Raw genomic sequence first — 20,100 nt, 5'->3', positions numbered from 1 at the left:
AGACAAAAAGACCTAAAACAATATAAATAATCTTCTTCAACTGGGGTGTTAGTTGAAGATCAAACAAAAAAATATTACCGTGGAAAGCCATCAGATTCTATTAATCTCATGGCTTTTTTGATTGCTTCTAATCAATGTTATGCAAACTATATAATATATAACAATTAATAGATATATGTATTTTACACATATATGTTATAATATGATTGATTTTTAATTAATTGGCTTGATATAAGGAGAATTTATATGAGCTTATTTAATAATATTGCCTCAGCAGTTCAGGTAAAAGTATTTAGGAGTCAACATGAATTAAATCATTGGCTAGAGCTAATCAAAGATGTACAGATTATAGATATTAAATTTTCATCTGTTATTATTATTGATGAGTGTGTTATAAGGGATTGCTTCTTAGTAATCTATAAATAATAACTTAATACTCTTTTTATATGGTCTATTACTAAAGTTAAAAAATACACATTTCCATATTTTTCACTATATTATTGTTTATAGCATTCCTGTAAAATCTTACTGATAGTAAGAGATTTATAGAAGAGAGGGGTTAAACCATTGAAAGCACTACGTATTTTTTTAGCTTTACTTGTTTCATTTGGGCTTTTTTCTGCTTCACCAGCATTAGCGGCAGAAAAATCCATCGATCTGTATTATATGGATGATGTGGATTATGAACACTGGGCGTATGAAGAATTGGAGCGCTTCTTATACGCGGATATCATTGATGGATATGCAGAAACAGAGACATACGAGGAAGATGGAGAAGAATATGAATATACATACGTTTCCATCAAACCGGAAAACACCATCACTCGTGCCCAATTCACGAAAATGCTAGTCAACGCGATGAATTTATCAGTAGGCGACACAGTAAAGTCGTTTCCTGACGTCAAACCGTCAGATTGGTATTACGAGTATGTCAACATTGCCAGCAGCCGTGGCATCGTCACCGGGAAAACGGACGGCTACTTCCAACCGAATGACAAAATTACCCGTGATCAAATGGCGGTCATGATTTACCGTGCGTTCCAGCCGACAGTTGATTTTTCAGCAACAGGAAAAGCATTCCAAGATGTACCAGAGGGTAATTTTGCCTATGAAGCGGTTGTAAAAACATCTGCTGTCGGCATCATCAAGGGATACGGAGACGTCTTCAAACCGCGCAATAATGCAACCCGTGCTCAAGCCGTCGTGATGATCGACCGCGCCTTGCATCAAGAGCCCGGAACGGATGAAGATAAACTTGAGATCATTCAAATCGTTGATCGTAACATCAAGGATGAGATGAAATTCACCGAACAACAAGACCTTGAGGCTTTAAAAGCCCTTTATCGTGAAACGACAATGGGTTACCATCTAGCTTATTCACTTGATGGTTTAGATATGGTAAACGAGTTTGAAGAATTGGATGTCACATTCACGATGGAACCAGTAGGTGAACATTCAAGCAGTGTCGTTTCCGTGAATAAGCGTTTAGCTCAAGTCCGCGTTGACAACTTACGCTATGAAGTATCCATGACAGCTCCAAACATGTCTTTTAACATGACAATAGACTTGTCAGGAACAGCCTACTTAAAGAAAAACGACGATGGTAAATGGAAAATTTATAACATCGTTTTTGATGAAGAGAACCTTGGACAGGATTGGGAAGAAGAAGTAGCAACTGCGATTAACTAAGAGTTTAAAAAAAGCTAGCTGTTTAAGTTTCCGCATAATTTGTTACTTATAGAAAATCGCTTTTTCTATTACTCTCACATTGTAGAACGATACAATGTTTCTTTTCTACTGAAAAAGCATCCTCCTCTTTTTTAGGACGGATGCTCTTTTTCGTTTTCTGAAAGAAAGATTTAGGAGTTCTTTGTATAAAGTGATGGATTATCTAAATCAATAATAGCTTTGGTTTTAAGTAAAAAGTCAAGACCTATGATACCATCTAATTCAAACCCATAGTTCATCGCACCAATTTCTGTTTCAAATTCTCTTACTTTTAACGAGCCAATGCTTAACTCGTCGAGGATTTTAGAGTAGACAAATTCGGAATCTCCTACATCTCGAACACGATAAATCGTGTCATGTTCTTCCGGCAGTATACCAATGGAGATAAGAGTAAACCATCCTCTATTTTCAATGGAATCATATTCGGCGTACTCCTGACCATGTTTTTTCGATGATGTTTGGCTGTTCACGGTTTGTGTGCAATACGTACAATTCACGGGCCGGATTTTCTTTATGCAAGTCTTGATAATCTTTCATGGCTTGCGATGGTTCACTATATGTGTCAATAGGAGTAATTTTTTTTAGAATACGCTCACTTTCATCGTTCGTGTATGCCTCAATGGCTTCAATAAGTACTCATCGATTGGGAAAAGCTTCCCTAAATTCTTCCCATTTCATATTAGACCACCACATTTTCTTTCTTTTATTTTATTGTACCATTTATCACTCCAAGCTAGTCGACCATACCTCTTCATATTCTTTACTAACTAATTCAGTGTTATGTTAACTATATAACTGATTAGTTTTTCGACCTTTCGTTATTATATTGCTTATCCATACTATCAATTTACGTGTGTCAATATCAATGATCTTAGTAACTTATTGTAACTTTGTTGTTAGCTTGGAACTTTAAGTCAGTTATATATGAATCTATTAGCCTACTGTTCTTTATTGTACCAAGGATAATGGTCACTTTTATTTAGTAGGTTGTCTTATCAGTTCCTAGGTATAATGATTCAAAATATTTTTAATATTTGAAAAGATTTTCTTTTGATGATATATTTCAATTGTTACCAAAAATATGCAATCGTTTGCAAAATGCGCAATCGTTTGCAAAGAAAGGGAGATGGAATATGAAAGTAAGAAAATGGTCTGCTATAGCATTATCATTACCACTAGCTATTAGTTTATCAACTGGAGTAAACGCTGAAAAGGTACATAACAATAAAGTGAAAGAAGACAATAAAAATGGTGTATTCTATGAAATCTATGTCAATTCTTTTTATGATTCAAACGGTGACGGTCACGGAGATTTGAAAGGGGTTACAAAGAAGCTGGATTACTTGAATGATGGAAACAATAAAACGTTTAATGATCTTCAAGTAAATGGCATATGGATGATGCCGATTAATGTCTCTCCTAGTTATCATAAATACGATGTGACAGATTACTATAATATTGATCCTCAATACGGAAGTTTAAAAGATTTTCGTAAACTAATGAAAGAAGCAGATAAGCGTAACATTAAAGTGATTATGGATCTTGTTGTTAACCATACAAGCAGCGAGCATCCATGGTTTGTGGATGCAGTTGAAAATGAAAATAGTAAATATCGAGATTACTATATCTGGGCCGACGAAAATACAGACTTAAATGAAAAAGGTTCATGGGGGCAGCAAGTTTGGCACAAAGCACCGAACGGTGAATACTTTTATGGAACGTTTTGGAGTGGTATGCCAGACTTAAATTTTGATAATCCTAAAGTACGTGATGAAATGATTAAAATCGGGAAGTTTTGGCTTAACCAAGGAGTCGACGGCTTCCGTTTAGATGCAGCTCTGCATATTTTTAAAGGTGAAACACCAGAAGGCGCGAAGAAAAATATTGAATGGTGGAATGAATTCAGCGATGCGATGAAAGAAGCGGATCCAAATGCGTATTTAGTCGGTGAAGTATGGGATCAACCTGAGGTTGTTGCCCCTTACTACCAATCACTGGACTCTCTTTTTAATTTCGACTTAGCAGATAAAATTGTTAACTCTTTAAAAAGTGGTAAAGATCAAGGAATAGCTGGAGCTGCATCGGCGACGGATGAATTATTTAAAACGTATAATCCAAATAAAATTGACGGAACGTTTTTAACAAATCATGACCAAAACCGGGTAATGAGTGAATTAAATGGTGATGTGAACAAAGCAAAGTCAGCAGCTTCTATTCTACTGACACTCCCTGGTAACCCATTCATTTATTATGGGGAAGAAATTGGCATGACAGGTCAAAAACCAGATGAGTTTATTCGCGAACCGTTCCGCTGGTATGAAGGTGATGGAAAAGGACAAACGAGCTGGGAAACGCCGGTATATAACGTTGGTCATAATGGCATGTCAGTTGAAACACAAGATAAACAAAACGATTCCCTTTTGAACCATTATCGTGAAATGATTCGTGTTCGTCAACAACATGACGAGCTTGTGAAAGGAAATTTAGAGTCTGTACAAGCGAACAACTCTCAGGTCGTTGCATATAGCCGATCTTATAAAAATAAATCGATCCAAGTGTATCATAATATTTCAAGCAAACCGATTACATTAACTATTTCTCACAGAGGAAAACTTATTTTCGCTAGTGAAAAAGGAGCGAAAAAAGAAAAATCAACGTTAGTAATCCCAGCAAATACAACAGTGTTAGTAAAATAAAAGAGTAAAAAAAGAGCATAAAAAATTGATACTATCCCTTTTAAATAGACAGTCCAGATAAAGATCCAGACTGTTATTTGAGAGGGATTTTTATAAAGATTTTCATAGTATTCCTTATTAAAGCTGTCTAATATTTTAAACTAAGAGAGGATTCTTTTTTATCATCTCTATAAATTATGCACATAGTTGAGGTACTTAAGTGTTGATGTTAACATATTATTGTTTCGGTTTATATTTTCTTAAAATTCAATTATTTAAAATGATGACGCCTGGATAAAATTATCGGAGCGTCTTTACATCTTCAAATTAAAAATTGGGTGATTTCTGCTTCGTAAATTAACTATTATTAAATTGACTCCTTCTTTAACTATTGCTATTCATGGAAAACATCAAAATAACTCCAAATATTTTCCAAGGAATCTAATCGTTTATAGAAGTCTTCCTTCTTTGCCTTTCCAACAAATATAATTAAAGCATTTATCAAACTTAAAGGTGCCACAAACGAGTCAATAAATGATGGCATTTGACTTACAGCAGTAAGTGAAAGATCAGCGTGTGGAATAAGAGGAGATAATAAGTTATCTGTTATTGCAATGGTTGTAGCTCCTCTTTCCTTTGCGTAAGAGAACATTTGTATCGTGCTGTTTGTATAGCTTGCAAAACTAATAGCAATAACAACATCTTCTTTATCCAAACCATACCATTTTTCAGATTATGAGAAATTTGATTATTGATTGTATCAAGGAGTAATCTTTTTAAATTATCTCTTGTGTGATCTAGGGTATCTTGTTTAGACATACTCACTCCACCTTGTCCTGTTGATTATATCAATACGGTCTTTTAGGCTTTATCAATTAAACTCGCCGTTACCACATTTTGGACATTTCAATTTAGCAGCAGGATTCTTCGGAATATAGCCTTCTTCATGTGTCCATTTGAATAGTGATTTAATGCAACGGACTATGAGAACCCTTGAAATACAAGAAAAAAAGGACGCTTTCTTTACTCAAGAAAAGCGTCCGATCAACTTATTATATAGAAAAGAGCATCCGTTTTCTTTTTAATGTCCTGCCATCATTGCAGCATTCGCGTCCTTTGTTTCCTCATCTGGTGAATGTTCAGGCTGTTGCTTTGGTCTACTAAGGATAATACCTAGAAGTGCGCCAGCTAATGCAATCCCTGCAGCTAGAAGGAACGTGTCACCATAGGCAGAAACGGCTGCTTCAATTGGGTCAGCAGTTTCTGTCATATGATCCGTAATCCTTGACGTCAGAAACCCAGTCATCCCTGCTACCGCAAACGAAACCATTACTTGTTGAGCCGCTGTTGTTAATGGTGTGACACGACTCACAAGATGTCTTGGAGCGGATTGAAGAACATGGGTATTAATTGCCATCATGGAAAGACCCATTCCTGCCCCCATCATTACTAAACATGTAATGATAAATCCAGTAGTTGTATCCATAGAAATTTGTGAAAGCATAAATAGAGCTCCAGTAATAATAGACAAGCCTGTTATGGCTAACGGACGAGCACCTATTTTATCATATAAACGCCCACCGATTGGCATCATAACACCTGATGCTAGAGCTTGAGGTAGTAGAATTAAACCAGTATCTAAAGCACCGTAACCTCTTACAGTTTGTAAAAATAACGGGACAATAATCATCACCCCAAATAAAGCAATTTGGGAAATCCATGCAACCACAATCCCTTTTCTAAAGTCAGATGATCCAAACACTCTCAGCTCCAATAAAGGCTGCTTTTGACGAAGTTCGACGATAATGAATAGAACGAGAGCAACTCCACCTACAATTAATCCGGTAAGAGTTTCCGTTGAAGACCAGCTTTTACCCCCTTCACTCACTCCATAAGCCAGACTTGCGAATGCGATAGGTGCTAATATGATTCCTAAAAAATCAAGGGATGGAACGGACTTGCGTTCAATTTTCGGCAAAAATTTCACTCCAACCAAAATTGCAATAATACCGATTGGCAAATTAATAAGGAAAATCCAGTGCCAAGTAACGTATTCTACAAGATATCCTGCTAAAACAGGCCCTAGCGCAGGTGCTAATAGCATCGGAACCCCAAGTGTTCCCATTACAGCCCCTATTTTATCCGGAGGAGCAAGTCGGAAAATAATGGCCATTCCTATTGGTGCTACCATTCCTCCCCCCAGCCCTTGAATAACCCGATAGAGGATAAGCTGCTCAGGGTTTCGTGCAACAGAACATAGAACGGAACCAAGTGTAAACAAGGTGATCGTAATTAAAAATATCTTTTTTGCCCCAAATCGGTCCGACATCCAACCAGCTAAAGGAATGACAGCTGATAATGCAAGCGTATAACCTGTTATGGACCATTGCATGGTCGAAACATCAGATTTAAAATCTTCCACAATTCCAGGCAAGGCAACATTCATCGCTGTACTATCAAGAATTACCATTATCATACCAACAATAACAGCTAGTAGTGGTCCTATGATGGTTTTAATGGAAAATGCTTCATTTTTATTTTCTGTTTTTACTGACATATGAAATCCTTCTCCTTTTCTAAATTATTTATTTTTCAAAACAGGATTCGTTGCGAAAGTTTTTCGCTACAACCCAAAAGTTTCTTTCATGCCATTTTCGTGTACAAAGAAACAAATGATTCGCATATATAACTTCACTTCAGTATCTGGAATCATGTTATCTTCTTTTGAATGGCCATTAAAATTGGGCTTTTTTTAATTTAATAATGACAAAACCACATTTCAGTCCTTTGTTAAGCTCAGAAGTAAACTCTCCGGCGCAACATCGCGCAAAAAGGGGCTCGGTTCGCCTACACTGTATAGTTGCAAGTGATGCATAGCCCGGGTGCAGGCGGTGTAAAACAATCTACGCAGGCTTTCATCTCCGTAACTTTTAGCTGATGCGTCATAAATAATAACCGCGTCGAATTCGATACCTTTGGCCAAATACGCCGGTATGACGACAACGCCTTGCTCGTATTCAATCGATCCGCTCTTCACAAGCTTAATTTCTTCGATGCCGCTCAAGGAATCATATGCAGCGGTGCTTTCCGCAGCAGATTTGCATATAACCGCTATTGTGCTATACTGCCGTTTCCGTAAGTCTGCAACTTTGGATGCTATGGAGCGATGCAATTCAGCGCGATTGGACAGTTGCGTCAATATAGGCTTCTCGTCATCACGTTCAAAAGCGGTAATCCGTTCGCCGTCAGGTACAAGTCCGCGTGTAAATTCGACGATCGGTCTTGTGGATCTGTAACTGCAGGTCAAGTTGATCGCAACCGTTTCATCCGGACCATATAAGCCAGTAAGCGTGTGGAAATCGACCATTTCGCTAGCATGGGCGAATATTGCTTGGTTAAAGTCACCGAGCACGGTCATTCTTGCCGAAGGGAATAAACGTTTCAAAAACTCGAATTGAAACGGAGAATAATCTTGCGCCTCGTCTACAATTACATGTTTGATCGAGCTGTTCGTCTGAAAGCCTTGAATCAGCTCTTTCATAAATAAAAACGGAGTAGCATCTTCGTAAAATAATTTACCTTCGTCCAGCATTTTCACAGTCGATAGGCAAATATCCGGCCACTCCTCGGGTACTTCTCGGTCCATCCACTGTTTGATCTGGACGGGATCGGTAAAAAACTTCCTGTATATTCCCTTAATATTGACGAACCGAAACGCCTTGATCCGTTTTCGCAAATGTCTTAACTTCTGGCGAACAATCAAGCGGGCTAACGCTTCAGGCTCGATTTCATAATCATAAATCGACTCTCCGTTAAAGCCGCGTTTTTCCGCTAAGTAGGTATATGCCTTATGGTAATCCTCATTGCTAAGCAGTTCGATTTCCTCCTGTACCCATGGCTTAGTCCGTTCGAGCTTCTCGGCTTCATCTATTTGCTTAATTAGCCAATCCTTCAATTTTTCAAGTCTGCTATGAAAGCGAAGCGAGGTGTCGCTGCTATAAAACTTTTCTGCGATTTGTTTAGCAGTAACAATTGTCTTTCCTCTAAAGATAATCCCTTTGAAGACCATTCCGGATAATTCCAGCGACTCCCTGTATGATTTGATTGCCTCAAAAAAACGGGTGGTAGCCTTGAATCGGATGCTCGCAATCCTTGTTCCGTATAATGGGTTATCCACTGCAGTCAAAACATATTCCAATTGATCGTAAGGATTCTCAACTTGAAACTCACTTTTCAGCCGATGATCCAAGTATTCCTGGAATGTGGCCTGTTGCATATTCTCTTCACCGAGTTCTGGCAACACATTGGAAACGTAACGATTAAACATCGAATTAGGCGAAAAAAGAATGATTTGATCTGCATTCAGCATATCTCGATATTTATAGAGTAAATAAGCTATCCGCTGCAGGGCAGCCGATGTCTTACCGCTGCCAGCAGCGCCGTGTACAATGAGCATCCGCCCTCGATCGTGCCGAATGATCCGGTTTTGCTCCTGCTGAATGGTGGCTACTATATTGTGCATATGTTTGTCAGTACCTTTACCAAGCACCTGCTGTAAAATCTCGTCACCAATGGTGAGACTGGTATCGAACATAGATTGGATAATGCCGCCGCGGATGAGATATTGCCACTTTTTCTCCAGCATGCCATGGATGGCACCTCCAGGTGTAGCATACTTGGCGGGACCAGGCTGGTAGTCGTAGTAGACACTCGAGACCGGGGCCCTCCAGTCGTAAATAAGGAAATTTTCTCCGCTTGTATCCGTGAGCGTAGAGATTCCAATATAGATTCGTTCCGCAGTTGAAGTTCCTTCTTCAATGAAATCAATTCGACCAAAATAGGGCACCTCTTGCATACGCCGCAGCGCAGATAATCTCTTGGGTGCATGTCTATGGGTGCTTTGGCTTATGGACAGAGCTTGAGCCTCTTGTCTCAAGCCGATGATCGTCTCAAGGTAATCGTCGAAGGTATCAATATTAATCTTTACTTCATCCCAAAAGTGTTTGCGGATATTCACAACTTCCATCCGACGCCTGGAAGTTTCGTCCTCCAATCTATTGGTTTGCTCTGTAATTGTCTCTAATACGCTGTCCACTCGTTCTTGCTCCTGGCGAAATTCCATGTTCATATCAAACACTCCTTAAAAAAATAAAAATTGGGGTTGACTGAAAAGGATTTTATGATGTATAATTAAAATAGGGATAATTTATACATAAAATAAAACGTTAGTGTGTATCTATATAAATTTACCATAGTATCTCATTTTTATCAATGTATTTACATGACCAACGCTATGATGGATCATAATTGTTGCAAGAAAAAACCTATTTGACAAGTCAAATTACTCACAAAAAATGATATCTAAATATACGATCATTTAGTGGTAGCGTCAGGAACCGCATATTTACAACATTAAGGAAATTCCAATATTAAAAAGCCCAATTTCTTATCATTAATGATAAGAAATTGGGCTTTTTTTCTTTACTCCATTAAAGCACCCTTTAATGGAGTAACAATTATTTTTTGGGATTTGGATGAGTAGATAAAAAAGTTTTCTATTAAACTTTTCGAGTAAATATATAGTAATTTATTTAATTACCAACCTAGTCGATTCCGAAGAGAAGTAATATGCGCAACATGATGTTGCCCATGCCAAGCATAGATCCCAATATTAATACTTAACTTAACAACACCTGATTCTGGGTGTTCGAAAGTCTTCTCTAGTTCATTTTGTTTCATAGAATGCAACAGACAAACCCATCTACTATGTAAAGCTTCTATTAGTTTTAATGAAACATCTACTGGTAACTTCGAATCAGGGAGCTCCGCCCATTTCCCTTCCTCATACAGTTTAATGGTAGGGTTGTTTTCTGTGAGAGCCAACTTAAAACGGGTGTAGCTATTTAAATGGCTGTCAGCAATGTGATGGACCACTTGACGAATGGTCCATCCTTCAGAGCGATAAGCTGTATCTAACTGCTCATCACTTAACCCACTTACAGCTTCTTTTAATTCAAATGGAAGATTTTCAATCTCTTTTATCCACCTCTCTAATACTTCTGTTGTTGCAGTCTCCTCTTCATAATTAAATTTTCCAATAGGATAACGTAAATCCATTCAAACAACTCCTTTCTAAATTATTAGTAGCAGCATTATACATGGGTTATATAACATCTATAAAATAAAGCATTGCTCTTATTTATCACAAACTTTATTATTCATATCGATTCATATTTATACCTTCTTCAATTAAATGGATCCATACGCTGAAAAGACGCGTTCCTAAATAAAGCGCCCGTTCGTGGAAGATCGCTGAAGCTTCTATTAGCTGGGTTAATGCAGGAAGGCATTTCAAAAAAAAACTTTGCTATATTCAAGAGGAGTTCACCTATGTCAGGATTATCGTTAGTAACAAAATATCAACAGCCCCTTAAAAAAATTCCTGCAATTATATTTTACCACATTTTAGAAATTCAAAGTCGAAATGTTATTTTACATAACCACCCTTCCAGAAAGTTGTTATTTCTTCTTTATACTATCAATTATTCATTCTTTTACTTTAAAAATTCTAAAAGCGTTATTAATAAAATACAATATTAATTGAAAAAGGAGGAAGGCTAACCAATGAATGTGATCGATCTTTTGCTTTATGAATTAGACCACACCTACAATCAAGATGATTGGTACTCACCGATAAAACTAGCACTTACTGACCTGACTGTAGAGCAAGCAACATGGAAGCTTGATAATGGAGGTATGAATTCCATTTGGGAAATCTCTGCCCACTTACTATATTATAAAGAGCGTTTGTTATTTAGATTACAAGGAAAGAAAGTAGAATACGCATCAAACAATCAAGATACATTTGCGTTTGAAGGAAATTCTCAAGCAGATTGGAATGCTCTCGTAAACAAGATACATGAAGTTAACCAAAGTTTAAGTGAGCAAATTAAAAACTTGAGTGAAACAGATTTAGAGAAAGGTACATCTAAGTTTTCCCTTTTGAAACATATTAATGGTGTCATACGTCATGATGCTCATCATGCTGGACAAATCATCATGATTCGAAAATTGCAAGGTGCATGGCCTGTTCATCAGGAAAATGCGGATTTACAACGTTAAGAAAATCTAAATATAAAAGAGCCTAATTTCTCGGTGTTATAAGCTAGAAATTAGGCTTTAGTTACTTTATAAAAGAGCCCATTTATAGCATAGCTAACGGCTTTACTTAAAATAATTTTCACTTTTAATGAAATGGTGATCCTATCTATTTTTATACCAATGAAGTGCCTTTTTTTCTAGTTCTTTAACAAACTCATCCTTGCCATCCATATAAGCTTCAATATCGTTAGGAAATTCCCTAGCAAGATTTTCTTTTAATTCCCCATACTGTTGTGCCTCATTAGGATAGTTTCGAAGATAGTCTCTTACTGCTAAATGCCGGTCAACTTCCTCGTCGTTATCAAACTGAAATATATGTACGTGATGAGTTCTATTGTCCCCACCTTTTCGGAAATATCTCCTTTCTTTGATGCCATACTCCCCTAAAGGCTCGTACCCAAGAGCCATCATCTCATGATTAAACGAATTAATTTTTTCAATATTCTTTACCAGAGGCATAATATCAATAATAGGCTTAGCTTTTATTCCAGGAACCGAAGTACTACCAAAATGATGAATTTCGACTATTTCACTACCGAAAACCTCTTTTAACTTTTTAGCTTCATTTTTAAATTTCTCAATCCACTGTTTATTATATTCAGTAACAATAACATTCATCAAACACTCGACCTCCGTTCTTGAAATTAGTTATTAGATTATAATAACATATTGAAATTCCATGTAACCTTATTCAACATAATGTCTCGATTGCTGAAAATCTATATTTATAATTAGGTCACCAAAATTAAGAAGGAAACTCCGGTTCCCCCATTCGTAATAAGAAGCGAATGAATAGTTCGACCATTTTCAATGGAGTGTTTACGGTTTATGGCGAAAATCCGGTCGTTTGGAAATCTTCCGCTTTGAACCTGTGACCTTCCTATATCACCTTTTCTCTCAACGTGAAGGTGATATAACCGCGAATAACGTCTTTACCAATCTCTTTTGTATCAAGTGGATGGACTTTTCTTCGTACTGTTCGGTGGTCGCTCTTAACGTTCTTCCCTTTCAATCTGTTCGTTTTAGGCATAAAAAATAGGCGCCCCCCTATCCGTTAAATTTGGAATAGAAGAACGCCTAAAATAGACCGTTATACAGTTTTGTGGTAGTCCGCAATCTAGTCGTATAAGTCAATGTTTCAAGTCACGAAAAAACCACGCTTGAACCGTTGTCAAACGTGGCTTTACGCTTAGTATATGATTCCGACTGGGTTCGAACCAGCGACCTCTACCCTGTCAAGGTGGTACAGTCAGAATCTTTATGTATCAATGGGTCAATCAACATTTAAACTGGTTGACCACTTCACGTTCATTTATAATTATCTTCATTATAATGTGGTTATAATTCCCTGTAAAGTAGTCAAATTTATTTTGACTTTACTAAAAGAAGAGTATCACCACGTGGATCGCACTATCTTTACATCTTTTTATTTTATATACGCTTTATACATCAATAACCATTCATGTTATAGTGTCTTAACTGAAACAAACCGTTATTTGACTGAATAGAAAAGATGCTACCGATAGGCAGCACCCTTTCCTTCTTAGTATTATATATCAATAAACGCCATACCCGACCGACTGTGTTTGAAATTTCACGTATTCTTCGAGTTGTCGAATATACCTTCTCAATTCATCATACTCATAATCGTTATTTTCTATCGCCTGTTTCAAAAATTTAATTTCTATTTCTAACGCTTGATTTAATTTTCTTAAGCGTTTGTTTTCCTTTATCAGCTTTTCACTAGCAGAAATAGTTACATTACACATTAGTTAATACTTCCCCCTCTTCTCTATCGATTATTGGAACTATGCCATTCTTTTTTAAAATGTCATGAATAAACAAACGCCCCTTCTGCGTCCATCGCATTTGTGTTTTAGTGAAGTCACCCTGTTTAATATGAATAGTTTTACTATCAACATATCCATTACCTTGATGCTTCTTGGTTAATATCCAGCGTTTACCCTGTTTATATTGGACACCTTTACTTCTCAATAACTCATTCAACTGTTGTGCTGTTAAATCGTAATCCTGTGCAATTTCTGTAATAGTCATAGTGCCTTTTGAATCTAGAATCGTGTCATAATACGTTATCTTAGGCTGACTTTCTGCAATTACCATTTCCATAACGTCGTTTTCCTCTGAAAGCTTTTTAACTTGCTGTTCAACTTCTTTACGCTTTTGCTGTTCTTCTTTTAATTGTGTTGCCAGTCGTATCAATAAATCAGGATTGCTTACCATGGCATCGATTGTTGCTGGTGTCATATATGCACCGTGCTTACGGATAGAAGGAAGTACTTCTTCAGCAATCCAATCAGTAAATTTTTCAGCTTCTTTTTTACGTGACTTAAATACAAGTTTATATAAACCAGCTTCACTCACTATCAAAGCGTTAGTTTTATAATTTGAACCAGTATCGGTTAAAACGATACTGGTTTTGAAGTTAGGTTTTAAACTAGAAGTTGCATCAGATACATTTCTGATTTCCAAAATATCGCACACATCTTTAGCTACAAACCATACTTCCCCATCTTTTACAACTGTACGTACTTCCTGCAACCCATAATTGAATAACTGTAATTCTGACATTTTAACCTCTCCTTTGATGTAATGTGTTTACACAAAAGTAACGAGTAAATTTTTAATTTCAGACAGCAGCTGGAATGGGTAAATAAAAAAACACTGAAATTAATCAGCGTTTCTTCTTACTTTTTCATATTTATCAGCAAGACGTAGCACTAGTTTATTATCTCTGATAAAAATTGTTTCTGCATTAATTTCAGTTACATCTGAATTTCCAAGCTTATAGATTATTTTTACGAAGATATGGTAACACCTAAAAAAATTAAAAAATAAATAAGTAGCCGGAACTAACAACAGATTATCTTTTTCTGGCCATGGCCGAGATTACAATTTTGATATGAAATTTGTTTTCAGCCCTTTTGGCGAATCCACAGGGGAGGTATCCCCCGTATGGGGGGGCTTCCATATCCTCCTTATCATTTTGATTATTAATATTCAAAAATTCTCTACCCATCATCTGTTATCCTTGCCTTTATCAGTGTCATAACTTAAAAGTATTGACACTGTTTTTAAAGTCCAGTATTATCAAGGTATCAATTGGTGTCATAACTCATATTCAAAAGTGAAGGTGGAAAAACAATGATTTATGGATACGCAAGGGTAAGTACATACGGACAGGCTAAGGACGGTAACAGCTTAAAAGACCAGCTACGAATTTTGGAAGGCTATAACTGTAATGAGATAGTACAGGAAGCCTTCACAGGGAAAACTATGGACAGACCAGCATTTAATGAATTAGTTGCAAAACTCCAAGCTGGCGACACGCTGATTGTTACTAAACTTGACCGCTTCGCTAGAACACTTATTGAAGGTGAGAAAATCGTTTCTGAATTGATTGATAGAGGTGTTAAAGTCATCATAGACAATATGGGAATAATTTTAGACAATACTTCCAACAACAAACTAATGAGACAAGTATTTTTTGCTTTTGCTGAATATGAAAGGAATATGATTGTAGAACGTACCCAAGCAGGAAAAGCCATTGCTAAGCAACGTGAGGATTTTAGAGAAGGCAGACCTAACAAGTACAGTAAGAAGCAGATAGATCACGCTTTGGAACTGTTAGAAACTCATTCATACAAACAAGTTGAGGAAATTACAGGAATATCGAAAAGTACCCTGATTAGGGCTAAAAAGAAGGTACAAGGGGTTAACTGATAGCGGTTAACCTCTTTTTTATTTTGTTAAAATCCGTGGCCCCTGGTAATGAAGTCATCTTCTGCCCACTTCATGACATTATCCAATTGCTTGAAGTATTGATACTACTGCATTTTAGTGTAAAAAGATTTTTTGTATCCTGACATTTTCCTGCCCTTTCTTGTATTACACCAGCTACCCACTGTTTAATGCCGACAAAGGGAAACTATGTCTGATACTGATACTGATACTGATACTGATACTGATACTAAAGCTAGTACTGACATTAGTACTGATACAGTTAAAATTCTTTACCGCCCTTTTCAACTTTCTTTACTACACCTGAAAAGCAAGCATATCTCATTATTTATGACTTTATATTGTTTTCTTTAATGTCTGTTTGTCATAGTTATCCCGTTATTTATGTGAGTGTATATAGTGTGTTCCTTAATGAACACTCGTATTTATAAACGACAACTATACACCATTTGTAACAAGATTCCTGAAAAAAATAACGGATGGTGAAAGAAATTGATAAAAACGGAAAACAGTAAACTGATAAAGAGGGTAACATTCAATGATTATGTACAGATGGTTTATAACCAAAAATTAAAGAAAATCAGGTGTAGTAAGGATAGGGATAAAATCATCTCTTTGGAATATCTATATATTGACTACTACACTAAGAAGATTCCTATTGATGATTTATTTGAACCCAACGCCTGTAAAAGTGAGGATGAAACGAATAAGCCTGAAATCATAAAAGAATTGATTCAAATCTTATCATACGTATTTTACAATCCCAAAAAGTATAGTACTCGGATTTCAAAGGATGACTTCATATCTGTTGCTTATGAAAAAGCTTGGCAAACTATTATTAACTACAGCTATAAGGATAAGTATTTCTTGTATCAACGGCTAAAACTTAATACTAGAAACGCTTGTATTGATTTACTTCGTAATGAAGGATTAACCAAGGATAGAAATAGTCACACTAACACCGAATTTCATCGTGCTACCATCTTAAACTCTTATAGTGAAGAAAAAGATGCGTTTGACTTAGAAAACAGCATCATCTTGCGTATCTCTTTAGAACAAGCTGTTAAAACACTAGATGAAGAAGAAATGAAAGTGTATAACCTTTTCTTGAATAGTGACAATATCGAAAAATTAACACTTGATGATATATGTCTTTCTACAGGTCTGAAATATCGCCAGCAAGCTAAACGGATTGTTGGAAGAATCCAATCTAAATTATTACAGTTTTGTGAACACTGAAAAATCTTGTAGTATTTTCGGCTTCCTGAACGTGGTTAAAGGTGACAAGGCCGATCTCATTCGGCTACGGACTTTGTGCGTGCAAAGAGAGTTAAGGTAAGTTTTTTGTTTAAAGCCATTCTTTAGATGATTACGGGTGCTTTCAAGTGAACGGCAACAGGCTTTCCCCTGTTGCCGTTTTATTTTTTATTTAGTCGGCTGTGGCCGGATGAAACTGGGGTGATTTAACGATGAATAACCAAAAAGATGTGTTGGAACTGCTAGACAGCCCGACTATCTCGGCCCTATTGAAAATCTATGATATTCAGTACTCTGCCCTGGCATTTAAGTTTCACTGCAGCAAACAGAATATCGTCTATCTGATGAAACATGATGCCTTTAAGGACTATCAACGTCAGCTTATATATGAATTGTTTAAAAGCTACGGAATGGAAGATTTAGAACTGTTTTTAATACATCATTTGTTGCATAAAAAGGGGTGAAAATAATTGATTCTGATAGATGAGTTAATCCAAGAACTGACGGATATTTCAAGCGAGTGGAACGTTGGAGATATCAGTACTGAAGAAAGAAACTTAAAGATTGATTTACTGGTGAAGCAGTTGGATCAGTTCCAACTTAACTTTGGCCACGATTCACTTCAAAATTTGAACCCCCACATTCATAACGTGTTTACCAGCCTTCTAAACAAACATAAAAGCAAAGCTGTCGTTAACTTAACCAGCTTAAAACAAGCGGATGACAAACGTAAATACAACCGTATAGCACGGATATTGATTGAAAGGAAACTTTATTTTCCGGCCTTACACAGAACGATATACCGCAGTATCAAAGGTTATGCGGACAGAGACGGAAGATACTACGTAGAAGAATTTCAAGTTTTTACTTTAGGGAGTGATGACAATGAGTAAAGAAAGATTAGAGTACGTCAAAGAGTATTATCAGAAACAAAAACACGTGACGGTACAACTCCCGTCTGCCATTCGAGTAAACGGAAATAAGACGATTGCCACAAAATTCAACGGCCACCGTTGCGGATATAAATTCGTTGATGGTATCGTTAAAAATGTTAAACGAGAAGATGTTTATACATTACAACTGCTTTATCCTGATTTAATCGTCATTGAAGAATAGGAGTGACTAACATGATTAAAGATAAGGTTTTAAAGTTCATGGCTGAATATACCGACAAAGTGAATGAAATTCAGGAACGGATCACTGCCGGAACTGAACGTGTTAAAACGTTGAAAATGGAGATTGAATATATCAAAGGCAAGGAGTTGCCTGAAGCTGTAGAACGTAGGGTGATGACTGGTGACAGTAGTCATGAAAATAAACTGCGTAAATCATTGGAGAAGGTAGAAAAGGAATATCAGCAACTTCAAGAGGAAATCATCGTCCTTCAAAACGTGCTTCAGCGTTATAAAGTGACAGCTGCAGATGAAGCAACGAAGTTAGAAAGCTTATTTCGTGATGAATACCAGTTGCAAGAACAAAAATGTTACAGCCGTCTTATGAACGTTAAATATGAATATGTCCAAGCGATGATTAAAGAAGGTGAAGCCCTTCGAGAACTCAAAGATGTTGATGTGATGTTACAGCAGATACAATACAATGCTGGACGTAGAAACGGTGTATACACCAATTTGGACGTAAAGACTGCACCTATACCGAATCATAAGGACAGATTTAATAACGTCTATCTTCAGCTATCCCTAGATGAAATTAAGCGACTGGTGGCCGGAACATACAAGCCGGATGAATTGGAATACTTAAAGAAGTTCGCTAATAAAAAAGACTTGTAGCCTACTGGCCTAATAGCTGGTAGGCTTTCTTTTTAAGAAAAATCCTCCCGATATATTCTAATTCCCTTTCGCAAACATTCTTCTTTAATTTTTATAATTAATCGTCTTGCTTGTTTTTCGTCATTTTCAAAGTAGAATTTGTGTGCTTGATTTAGTAAATCACGTAAGTCCTCTGGTAGATCACTCTGTTTCAACAAATACATATCATCGTCAATTTTAGGATTAATTCTTTGAGTCATGATAAACCCCCTCACCACCTTATTTTACAGTTTAGAGTACCATTATGACAGCTTTTTGGATTTATTAAAAACAAAAAAGCCAACTATCCCCCATGATAGTCAGCCTTTTTGTTCAAGTACTCGGTTAGAAAGAAAAGTAATCACATATATCATAACAAAAAGTTCCTTTTACAATAAGACAAACCGCATGAAGTTAACTAAATCTTTATAATTTATTTCCAACTAGCTAACGAAACTGACTCCCCCACTTACTTTTTAGCTTTAACTAATGTTCTAACTAACACAACTGCAACACCCACAAGAATCCAACTGTACAAATTACTTAAAAACTGCACATTAGCATCGTATACTTATTTTCACATGTTTCTACAAATTAGGTAAAACCAATATTGCAATAAGGATAACTATGATAAGTGGAATATAAAAAAATAGTAGTGTTGTTGAAAAACAAACACCAACCCATGAACTAACATCATTTATATAAGGTGAAGTATTCATCGAATAATCAATATTAGCTTCTTCTTTGCATCTTACATCGTCATACAGCTTTCTAAATAATCTTTCTTGATGTAGAAAAAAACCATCCAAAAACCAGAAACAGACAACTGGAATATAGGCAATTAATAAATATTTAGCATCCATCTCTTTTGTATTTGCAAAGGCAAAGATACCAACAATAATAGTTACAGACCATCCTTTTAGTAAAAAAGAATTTTGGGCCATTCGTGTTATAACATTCTGAATAAATTCAAGATGTTTAATTTTATTTTCGTTCAAGTTCTCTCCCTCCAAATCATGGTTTAACCTAGAGTAGCACCATCCATCCAGCTATGTAAACTAACGTAGTTACCCTTATCATCATATACATATAGACTGGCACTAGTGCTACCTATATCTTTAACATAAGGATACAAACCTACATATTCAGTACCTTTGTATTCATATTCCGTTCCACTTTTTACTAATGGTAAAACAGCAACCTTTCCTTCTCTTCCATCAAAGTAACCTAATTCCCACGGCATCCATTTAGAATTAACATAGTTTTCAGTTATTGCATATAATAAACATTTGCTTTGGCCCATTCGTCCTTTTAACTTGTTTGCAGTTTCCTTGGTAACATCTGATCTGTCAAGTTCTTCATCGTCTATCCAGTCAATATACACCTTATACCCCAACGAGATAAAAAATGTTCTTAAGCCTAAGATTAATTCCCTATCCATATATGCATGGGAAAGAAAGATATCAAACATATTAAATTTTGCTTGTTCTGATAGAATCTCACTTTTTTTTGTAAAAAAGCCTTTTTGTGCCAGTTCTATTTTTCCTAATTGCCTAATGCGTTGTTCTGTAATTAACGGCATACTATAGTCCCCCTATCATTCAAAGGTTTTAGGTCTTTATTCTACTTTTATATATACCAAAACCCTATATATCGTTCTTCACTCCCTAAATCCTGTCCTAATTTTAAGTCAACCATACTTTTAAATTCAACAA

22 protein-coding genes and 1 pseudogene are annotated in these 20,100 nt (G+C 36.3%); 10 read left to right on the top strand and 13 right to left on the bottom strand.

Translation table 11 applies throughout. The features are described 5' to 3' along the window. Positions 1-246: 246 nt before the first annotated feature. Positions 247-426 (top strand): sporulation protein Cse60, encoded by a 180-nt coding sequence (locus BK575_RS02450; RefSeq protein ID WP_078408743.1) that lies wholly within the window; start codon positions 247-249, stop codon positions 424-426. A 141-nt stretch (positions 427-567) separates the two neighbouring features. After that, positions 568-1,689, top strand: a complete 1,122-nt coding sequence (locus BK575_RS02445; RefSeq protein ID WP_078408742.1) for an S-layer homology domain-containing protein — start codon at positions 568-570, stop codon at positions 1,687-1,689. A 170-nt stretch (positions 1,690-1,859) separates the two neighbouring features. On the opposite strand, the gene BK575_RS02440 is transcribed toward BK575_RS02445, so the two are convergent. Further along, positions 1,860-2,225, bottom strand: a complete 366-nt coding sequence (locus tag BK575_RS02440; RefSeq protein ID WP_078408741.1) for a pepsin/retropepsin-like aspartic protease family protein — start codon at positions 2,223-2,225, stop codon at positions 1,860-1,862. A gap of 636 nt (positions 2,226-2,861) precedes the next feature. On the opposite strand from BK575_RS02440, the gene BK575_RS02435 reads away from it, so the two are divergent. Continuing rightward, positions 2,862-4,424 carry an alpha-amylase family glycosyl hydrolase gene (locus BK575_RS02435; protein ID WP_078408740.1) on the top strand — a complete coding sequence of 521 codons (1,563 nt, stop codon included), beginning with the start codon at positions 2,862-2,864 and terminating at the stop codon, positions 4,422-4,424. A 373-nt stretch (positions 4,425-4,797) separates the two neighbouring features. Here the strand turns inward: BK575_RS02435 and BK575_RS02430 are convergent, their stop codons facing one another. The 5 genes and pseudogenes from BK575_RS02430 to BK575_RS02415 form a co-directional block, all read right to left on the bottom strand. Beyond that, complete coding sequence (locus BK575_RS02430; protein ID WP_078408739.1) at positions 4,798-5,118, bottom strand: MurR/RpiR family transcriptional regulator; 321 nt, start codon at positions 5,116-5,118, stop codon at positions 4,798-4,800. Positions 5,119-5,292: 174 nt separating this feature from the next. Beyond that, positions 5,293-5,385, bottom strand: a pseudogene (locus BK575_RS28900) (integrase); the annotation flags it as partial. Between the two features lie 99 nt (positions 5,386-5,484). Further along, positions 5,485-6,960 carry a DHA2 family efflux MFS transporter permease subunit gene (locus BK575_RS02425; RefSeq protein ID WP_078408738.1) on the bottom strand — a complete coding sequence of 492 codons (1,476 nt, stop codon included), beginning with the start codon at positions 6,958-6,960 and terminating at the stop codon, positions 5,485-5,487. A gap of 222 nt (positions 6,961-7,182) precedes the next feature. Beyond that, on the bottom strand, positions 7,183-9,531 hold the full coding sequence (gene helD, locus BK575_RS02420) for an RNA polymerase recycling motor HelD (protein ID WP_078408737.1): 2,349 nt from the start codon (positions 9,529-9,531) through the stop codon (positions 7,183-7,185). Positions 9,532-9,998: 467 nt separating this feature from the next. Beyond that, the gene (locus BK575_RS02415; RefSeq protein ID WP_078408736.1) at positions 9,999-10,520 is read right to left on the bottom strand and encodes a YfiT family bacillithiol transferase; all 522 of its coding nucleotides are present in this window, start codon (positions 10,518-10,520) and stop codon (positions 9,999-10,001) included. A 507-nt stretch (positions 10,521-11,027) separates the two neighbouring features. Between BK575_RS02415 and BK575_RS02405 the strand changes: the two genes are divergently transcribed. Next, a complete protein-coding gene (locus BK575_RS02405) occupies positions 11,028-11,525 on the top strand; it encodes a DinB family protein (protein WP_078408734.1) in 498 nt (165 codons plus the stop codon). Between the two features lie 141 nt (positions 11,526-11,666). Here the strand turns inward: BK575_RS02405 and BK575_RS02400 are convergent, their stop codons facing one another. The 4 genes from BK575_RS02400 to BK575_RS02390 all read right to left on the bottom strand — a co-directional run bounded on the left by BK575_RS02400 (position 11,667) and on the right by BK575_RS02390 (position 14,153). Beyond that, on the bottom strand, positions 11,667-12,182 hold the full coding sequence (locus BK575_RS02400; protein ID WP_078408733.1) for a GrpB family protein: 516 nt from the start codon (positions 12,180-12,182) through the stop codon (positions 11,667-11,669). A 262-nt stretch (positions 12,183-12,444) separates the two neighbouring features. Further along, positions 12,445-12,594: a hypothetical protein gene (locus BK575_RS28270; RefSeq protein WP_169907500.1), complete on the bottom strand. Its 150-nt coding sequence runs from the start codon at positions 12,592-12,594 to the stop codon at positions 12,445-12,447. A 526-nt stretch (positions 12,595-13,120) separates the two neighbouring features. Further along, complete coding sequence (locus tag BK575_RS02395) at positions 13,121-13,333, bottom strand: hypothetical protein (protein WP_078408732.1); 213 nt, start codon at positions 13,331-13,333, stop codon at positions 13,121-13,123. Continuing rightward, positions 13,326-14,153, bottom strand: coding sequence for a phage antirepressor (locus BK575_RS02390; RefSeq protein WP_078408731.1), 828 nt, complete (start codon positions 14,151-14,153; stop codon positions 13,326-13,328). Before BK575_RS02390 ends, BK575_RS02395 begins: the two co-directional genes overlap by 8 nt. A 573-nt stretch (positions 14,154-14,726) precedes the next feature. On the opposite strand from BK575_RS02390, the gene BK575_RS02385 reads away from it, so the two are divergent. From BK575_RS02385 to BK575_RS02360, 6 genes are all read left to right on the top strand, one after another. Next, a complete protein-coding gene (locus BK575_RS02385; protein ID WP_078408730.1) occupies positions 14,727-15,305 on the top strand; it encodes a recombinase family protein in 579 nt (192 codons plus the stop codon). 510 nt (positions 15,306-15,815) lie between these two features. Then, positions 15,816-16,562 (top strand): sigma-70 RNA polymerase sigma factor region 4 domain-containing protein, encoded by a 747-nt coding sequence (locus BK575_RS02380; RefSeq protein ID WP_078408729.1) that lies wholly within the window; start codon positions 15,816-15,818, stop codon positions 16,560-16,562. Positions 16,563-16,792: 230 nt separating this feature from the next. Then, positions 16,793-17,044 carry a hypothetical protein gene (locus tag BK575_RS02375; protein WP_078408728.1) on the top strand — a complete coding sequence of 84 codons (252 nt, stop codon included), beginning with the start codon at positions 16,793-16,795 and terminating at the stop codon, positions 17,042-17,044. Between the two features lie 6 nt (positions 17,045-17,050). Continuing rightward, entirely contained in the window at positions 17,051-17,473 is a 423-nt protein-coding gene (locus BK575_RS02370; RefSeq protein WP_078408727.1) for a hypothetical protein, read from the top strand. Next, entirely contained in the window at positions 17,466-17,696 is a 231-nt protein-coding gene (locus BK575_RS02365) for a hypothetical protein (protein WP_078408726.1), read from the top strand. Before BK575_RS02370 ends, BK575_RS02365 begins: the two co-directional genes overlap by 8 nt. Positions 17,697-17,707: 11 nt before the next feature. Further along, the gene (locus BK575_RS02360; RefSeq protein WP_078408725.1) at positions 17,708-18,367 is read left to right on the top strand and encodes a hypothetical protein; all 660 of its coding nucleotides are present in this window, start codon (positions 17,708-17,710) and stop codon (positions 18,365-18,367) included. A 32-nt stretch (positions 18,368-18,399) separates the two neighbouring features. Here BK575_RS02360 and BK575_RS02355 read toward each other — a convergent pair whose 3' ends face one another. The 3 genes from BK575_RS02355 to BK575_RS02345 all read right to left on the bottom strand — a co-directional run bounded on the left by BK575_RS02355 (position 18,400) and on the right by BK575_RS02345 (position 19,967). Continuing rightward, complete coding sequence (locus tag BK575_RS02355; RefSeq protein ID WP_078408724.1) at positions 18,400-18,606, bottom strand: hypothetical protein; 207 nt, start codon at positions 18,604-18,606, stop codon at positions 18,400-18,402. A 366-nt stretch (positions 18,607-18,972) separates the two neighbouring features. Next, positions 18,973-19,383 carry a hypothetical protein gene (locus BK575_RS02350; RefSeq protein ID WP_235867287.1) on the bottom strand — a complete coding sequence of 137 codons (411 nt, stop codon included), beginning with the start codon at positions 19,381-19,383 and terminating at the stop codon, positions 18,973-18,975. Positions 19,384-19,406: 23 nt separating this feature from the next. After that, positions 19,407-19,967, bottom strand: a complete 561-nt coding sequence (locus BK575_RS02345; protein WP_139367958.1) for a toll/interleukin-1 receptor domain-containing protein — start codon at positions 19,965-19,967, stop codon at positions 19,407-19,409. Positions 19,968-20,100 lie beyond the last annotated feature (133 nt).

Source organism: Priestia abyssalis, assembly GCF_002019595.1.
Lineage (GTDB): Bacteria > Bacillota > Bacilli > Bacillales > Bacillaceae_H > Bacillus_BA > Bacillus_BA abyssalis.
Note: the sequence above shows the minus strand (reverse complement) of the source record. Positions and strands in the feature narration are given on the sequence as shown.

What these genes read in the sequence shown, in the direction of transcription:
- helD (WP_078408737.1), bottom strand. Translation starts at nt 9,531, where the DNA reads ATGAACATGGAATTTCGCCAGGAGCAAGAACGAGTGGACAGCGTATTA.
- BK575_RS02355 (WP_078408724.1), bottom strand. Translation starts at nt 18,606, where the DNA reads ATGACTCAAAGAATTAATCCTAAAATTGACGATGATATGTATTTGTTG.
- BK575_RS02360 (WP_078408725.1), top strand. Translation starts at nt 17,708, where the DNA reads ATGATTAAAGATAAGGTTTTAAAGTTCATGGCTGAATATACCGACAAA.
- BK575_RS02400 (WP_078408733.1), bottom strand. Translation starts at nt 12,182, where the DNA reads ATGAATGTTATTGTTACTGAATATAATAAACAGTGGATTGAGAAATTT.
- BK575_RS28270 (WP_169907500.1), bottom strand. Translation starts at nt 12,594, where the DNA reads ATGCCTAAAACGAACAGATTGAAAGGGAAGAACGTTAAGAGCGACCAC.
- BK575_RS02365 (WP_078408726.1), top strand. Translation starts at nt 17,466, where the DNA reads ATGAGTAAAGAAAGATTAGAGTACGTCAAAGAGTATTATCAGAAACAA.
- BK575_RS02425 (WP_078408738.1), bottom strand. Translation starts at nt 6,960, where the DNA reads ATGTCAGTAAAAACAGAAAATAAAAATGAAGCATTTTCCATTAAAACC.
- BK575_RS02345 (WP_139367958.1), bottom strand. Translation starts at nt 19,967, where the DNA reads ATGCCGTTAATTACAGAACAACGCATTAGGCAATTAGGAAAAATAGAA.
- BK575_RS02405 (WP_078408734.1), top strand. Translation starts at nt 11,028, where the DNA reads ATGAATGTGATCGATCTTTTGCTTTATGAATTAGACCACACCTACAAT.
- BK575_RS02395 (WP_078408732.1), bottom strand. Translation starts at nt 13,333, where the DNA reads ATGTGTAATGTAACTATTTCTGCTAGTGAAAAGCTGATAAAGGAAAAC.
- BK575_RS02390 (WP_078408731.1), bottom strand. Translation starts at nt 14,153, where the DNA reads ATGTCAGAATTACAGTTATTCAATTATGGGTTGCAGGAAGTACGTACA.
- BK575_RS02415 (WP_078408736.1), bottom strand. Translation starts at nt 10,520, where the DNA reads ATGGATTTACGTTATCCTATTGGAAAATTTAATTATGAAGAGGAGACT.
- BK575_RS02450 (WP_078408743.1), top strand. Translation starts at nt 247, where the DNA reads ATGAGCTTATTTAATAATATTGCCTCAGCAGTTCAGGTAAAAGTATTT.
- BK575_RS02435 (WP_078408740.1), top strand. Translation starts at nt 2,862, where the DNA reads ATGAAAGTAAGAAAATGGTCTGCTATAGCATTATCATTACCACTAGCT.
- BK575_RS02385 (WP_078408730.1), top strand. Translation starts at nt 14,727, where the DNA reads ATGATTTATGGATACGCAAGGGTAAGTACATACGGACAGGCTAAGGAC.
- BK575_RS02375 (WP_078408728.1), top strand. Translation starts at nt 16,793, where the DNA reads ATGAATAACCAAAAAGATGTGTTGGAACTGCTAGACAGCCCGACTATC.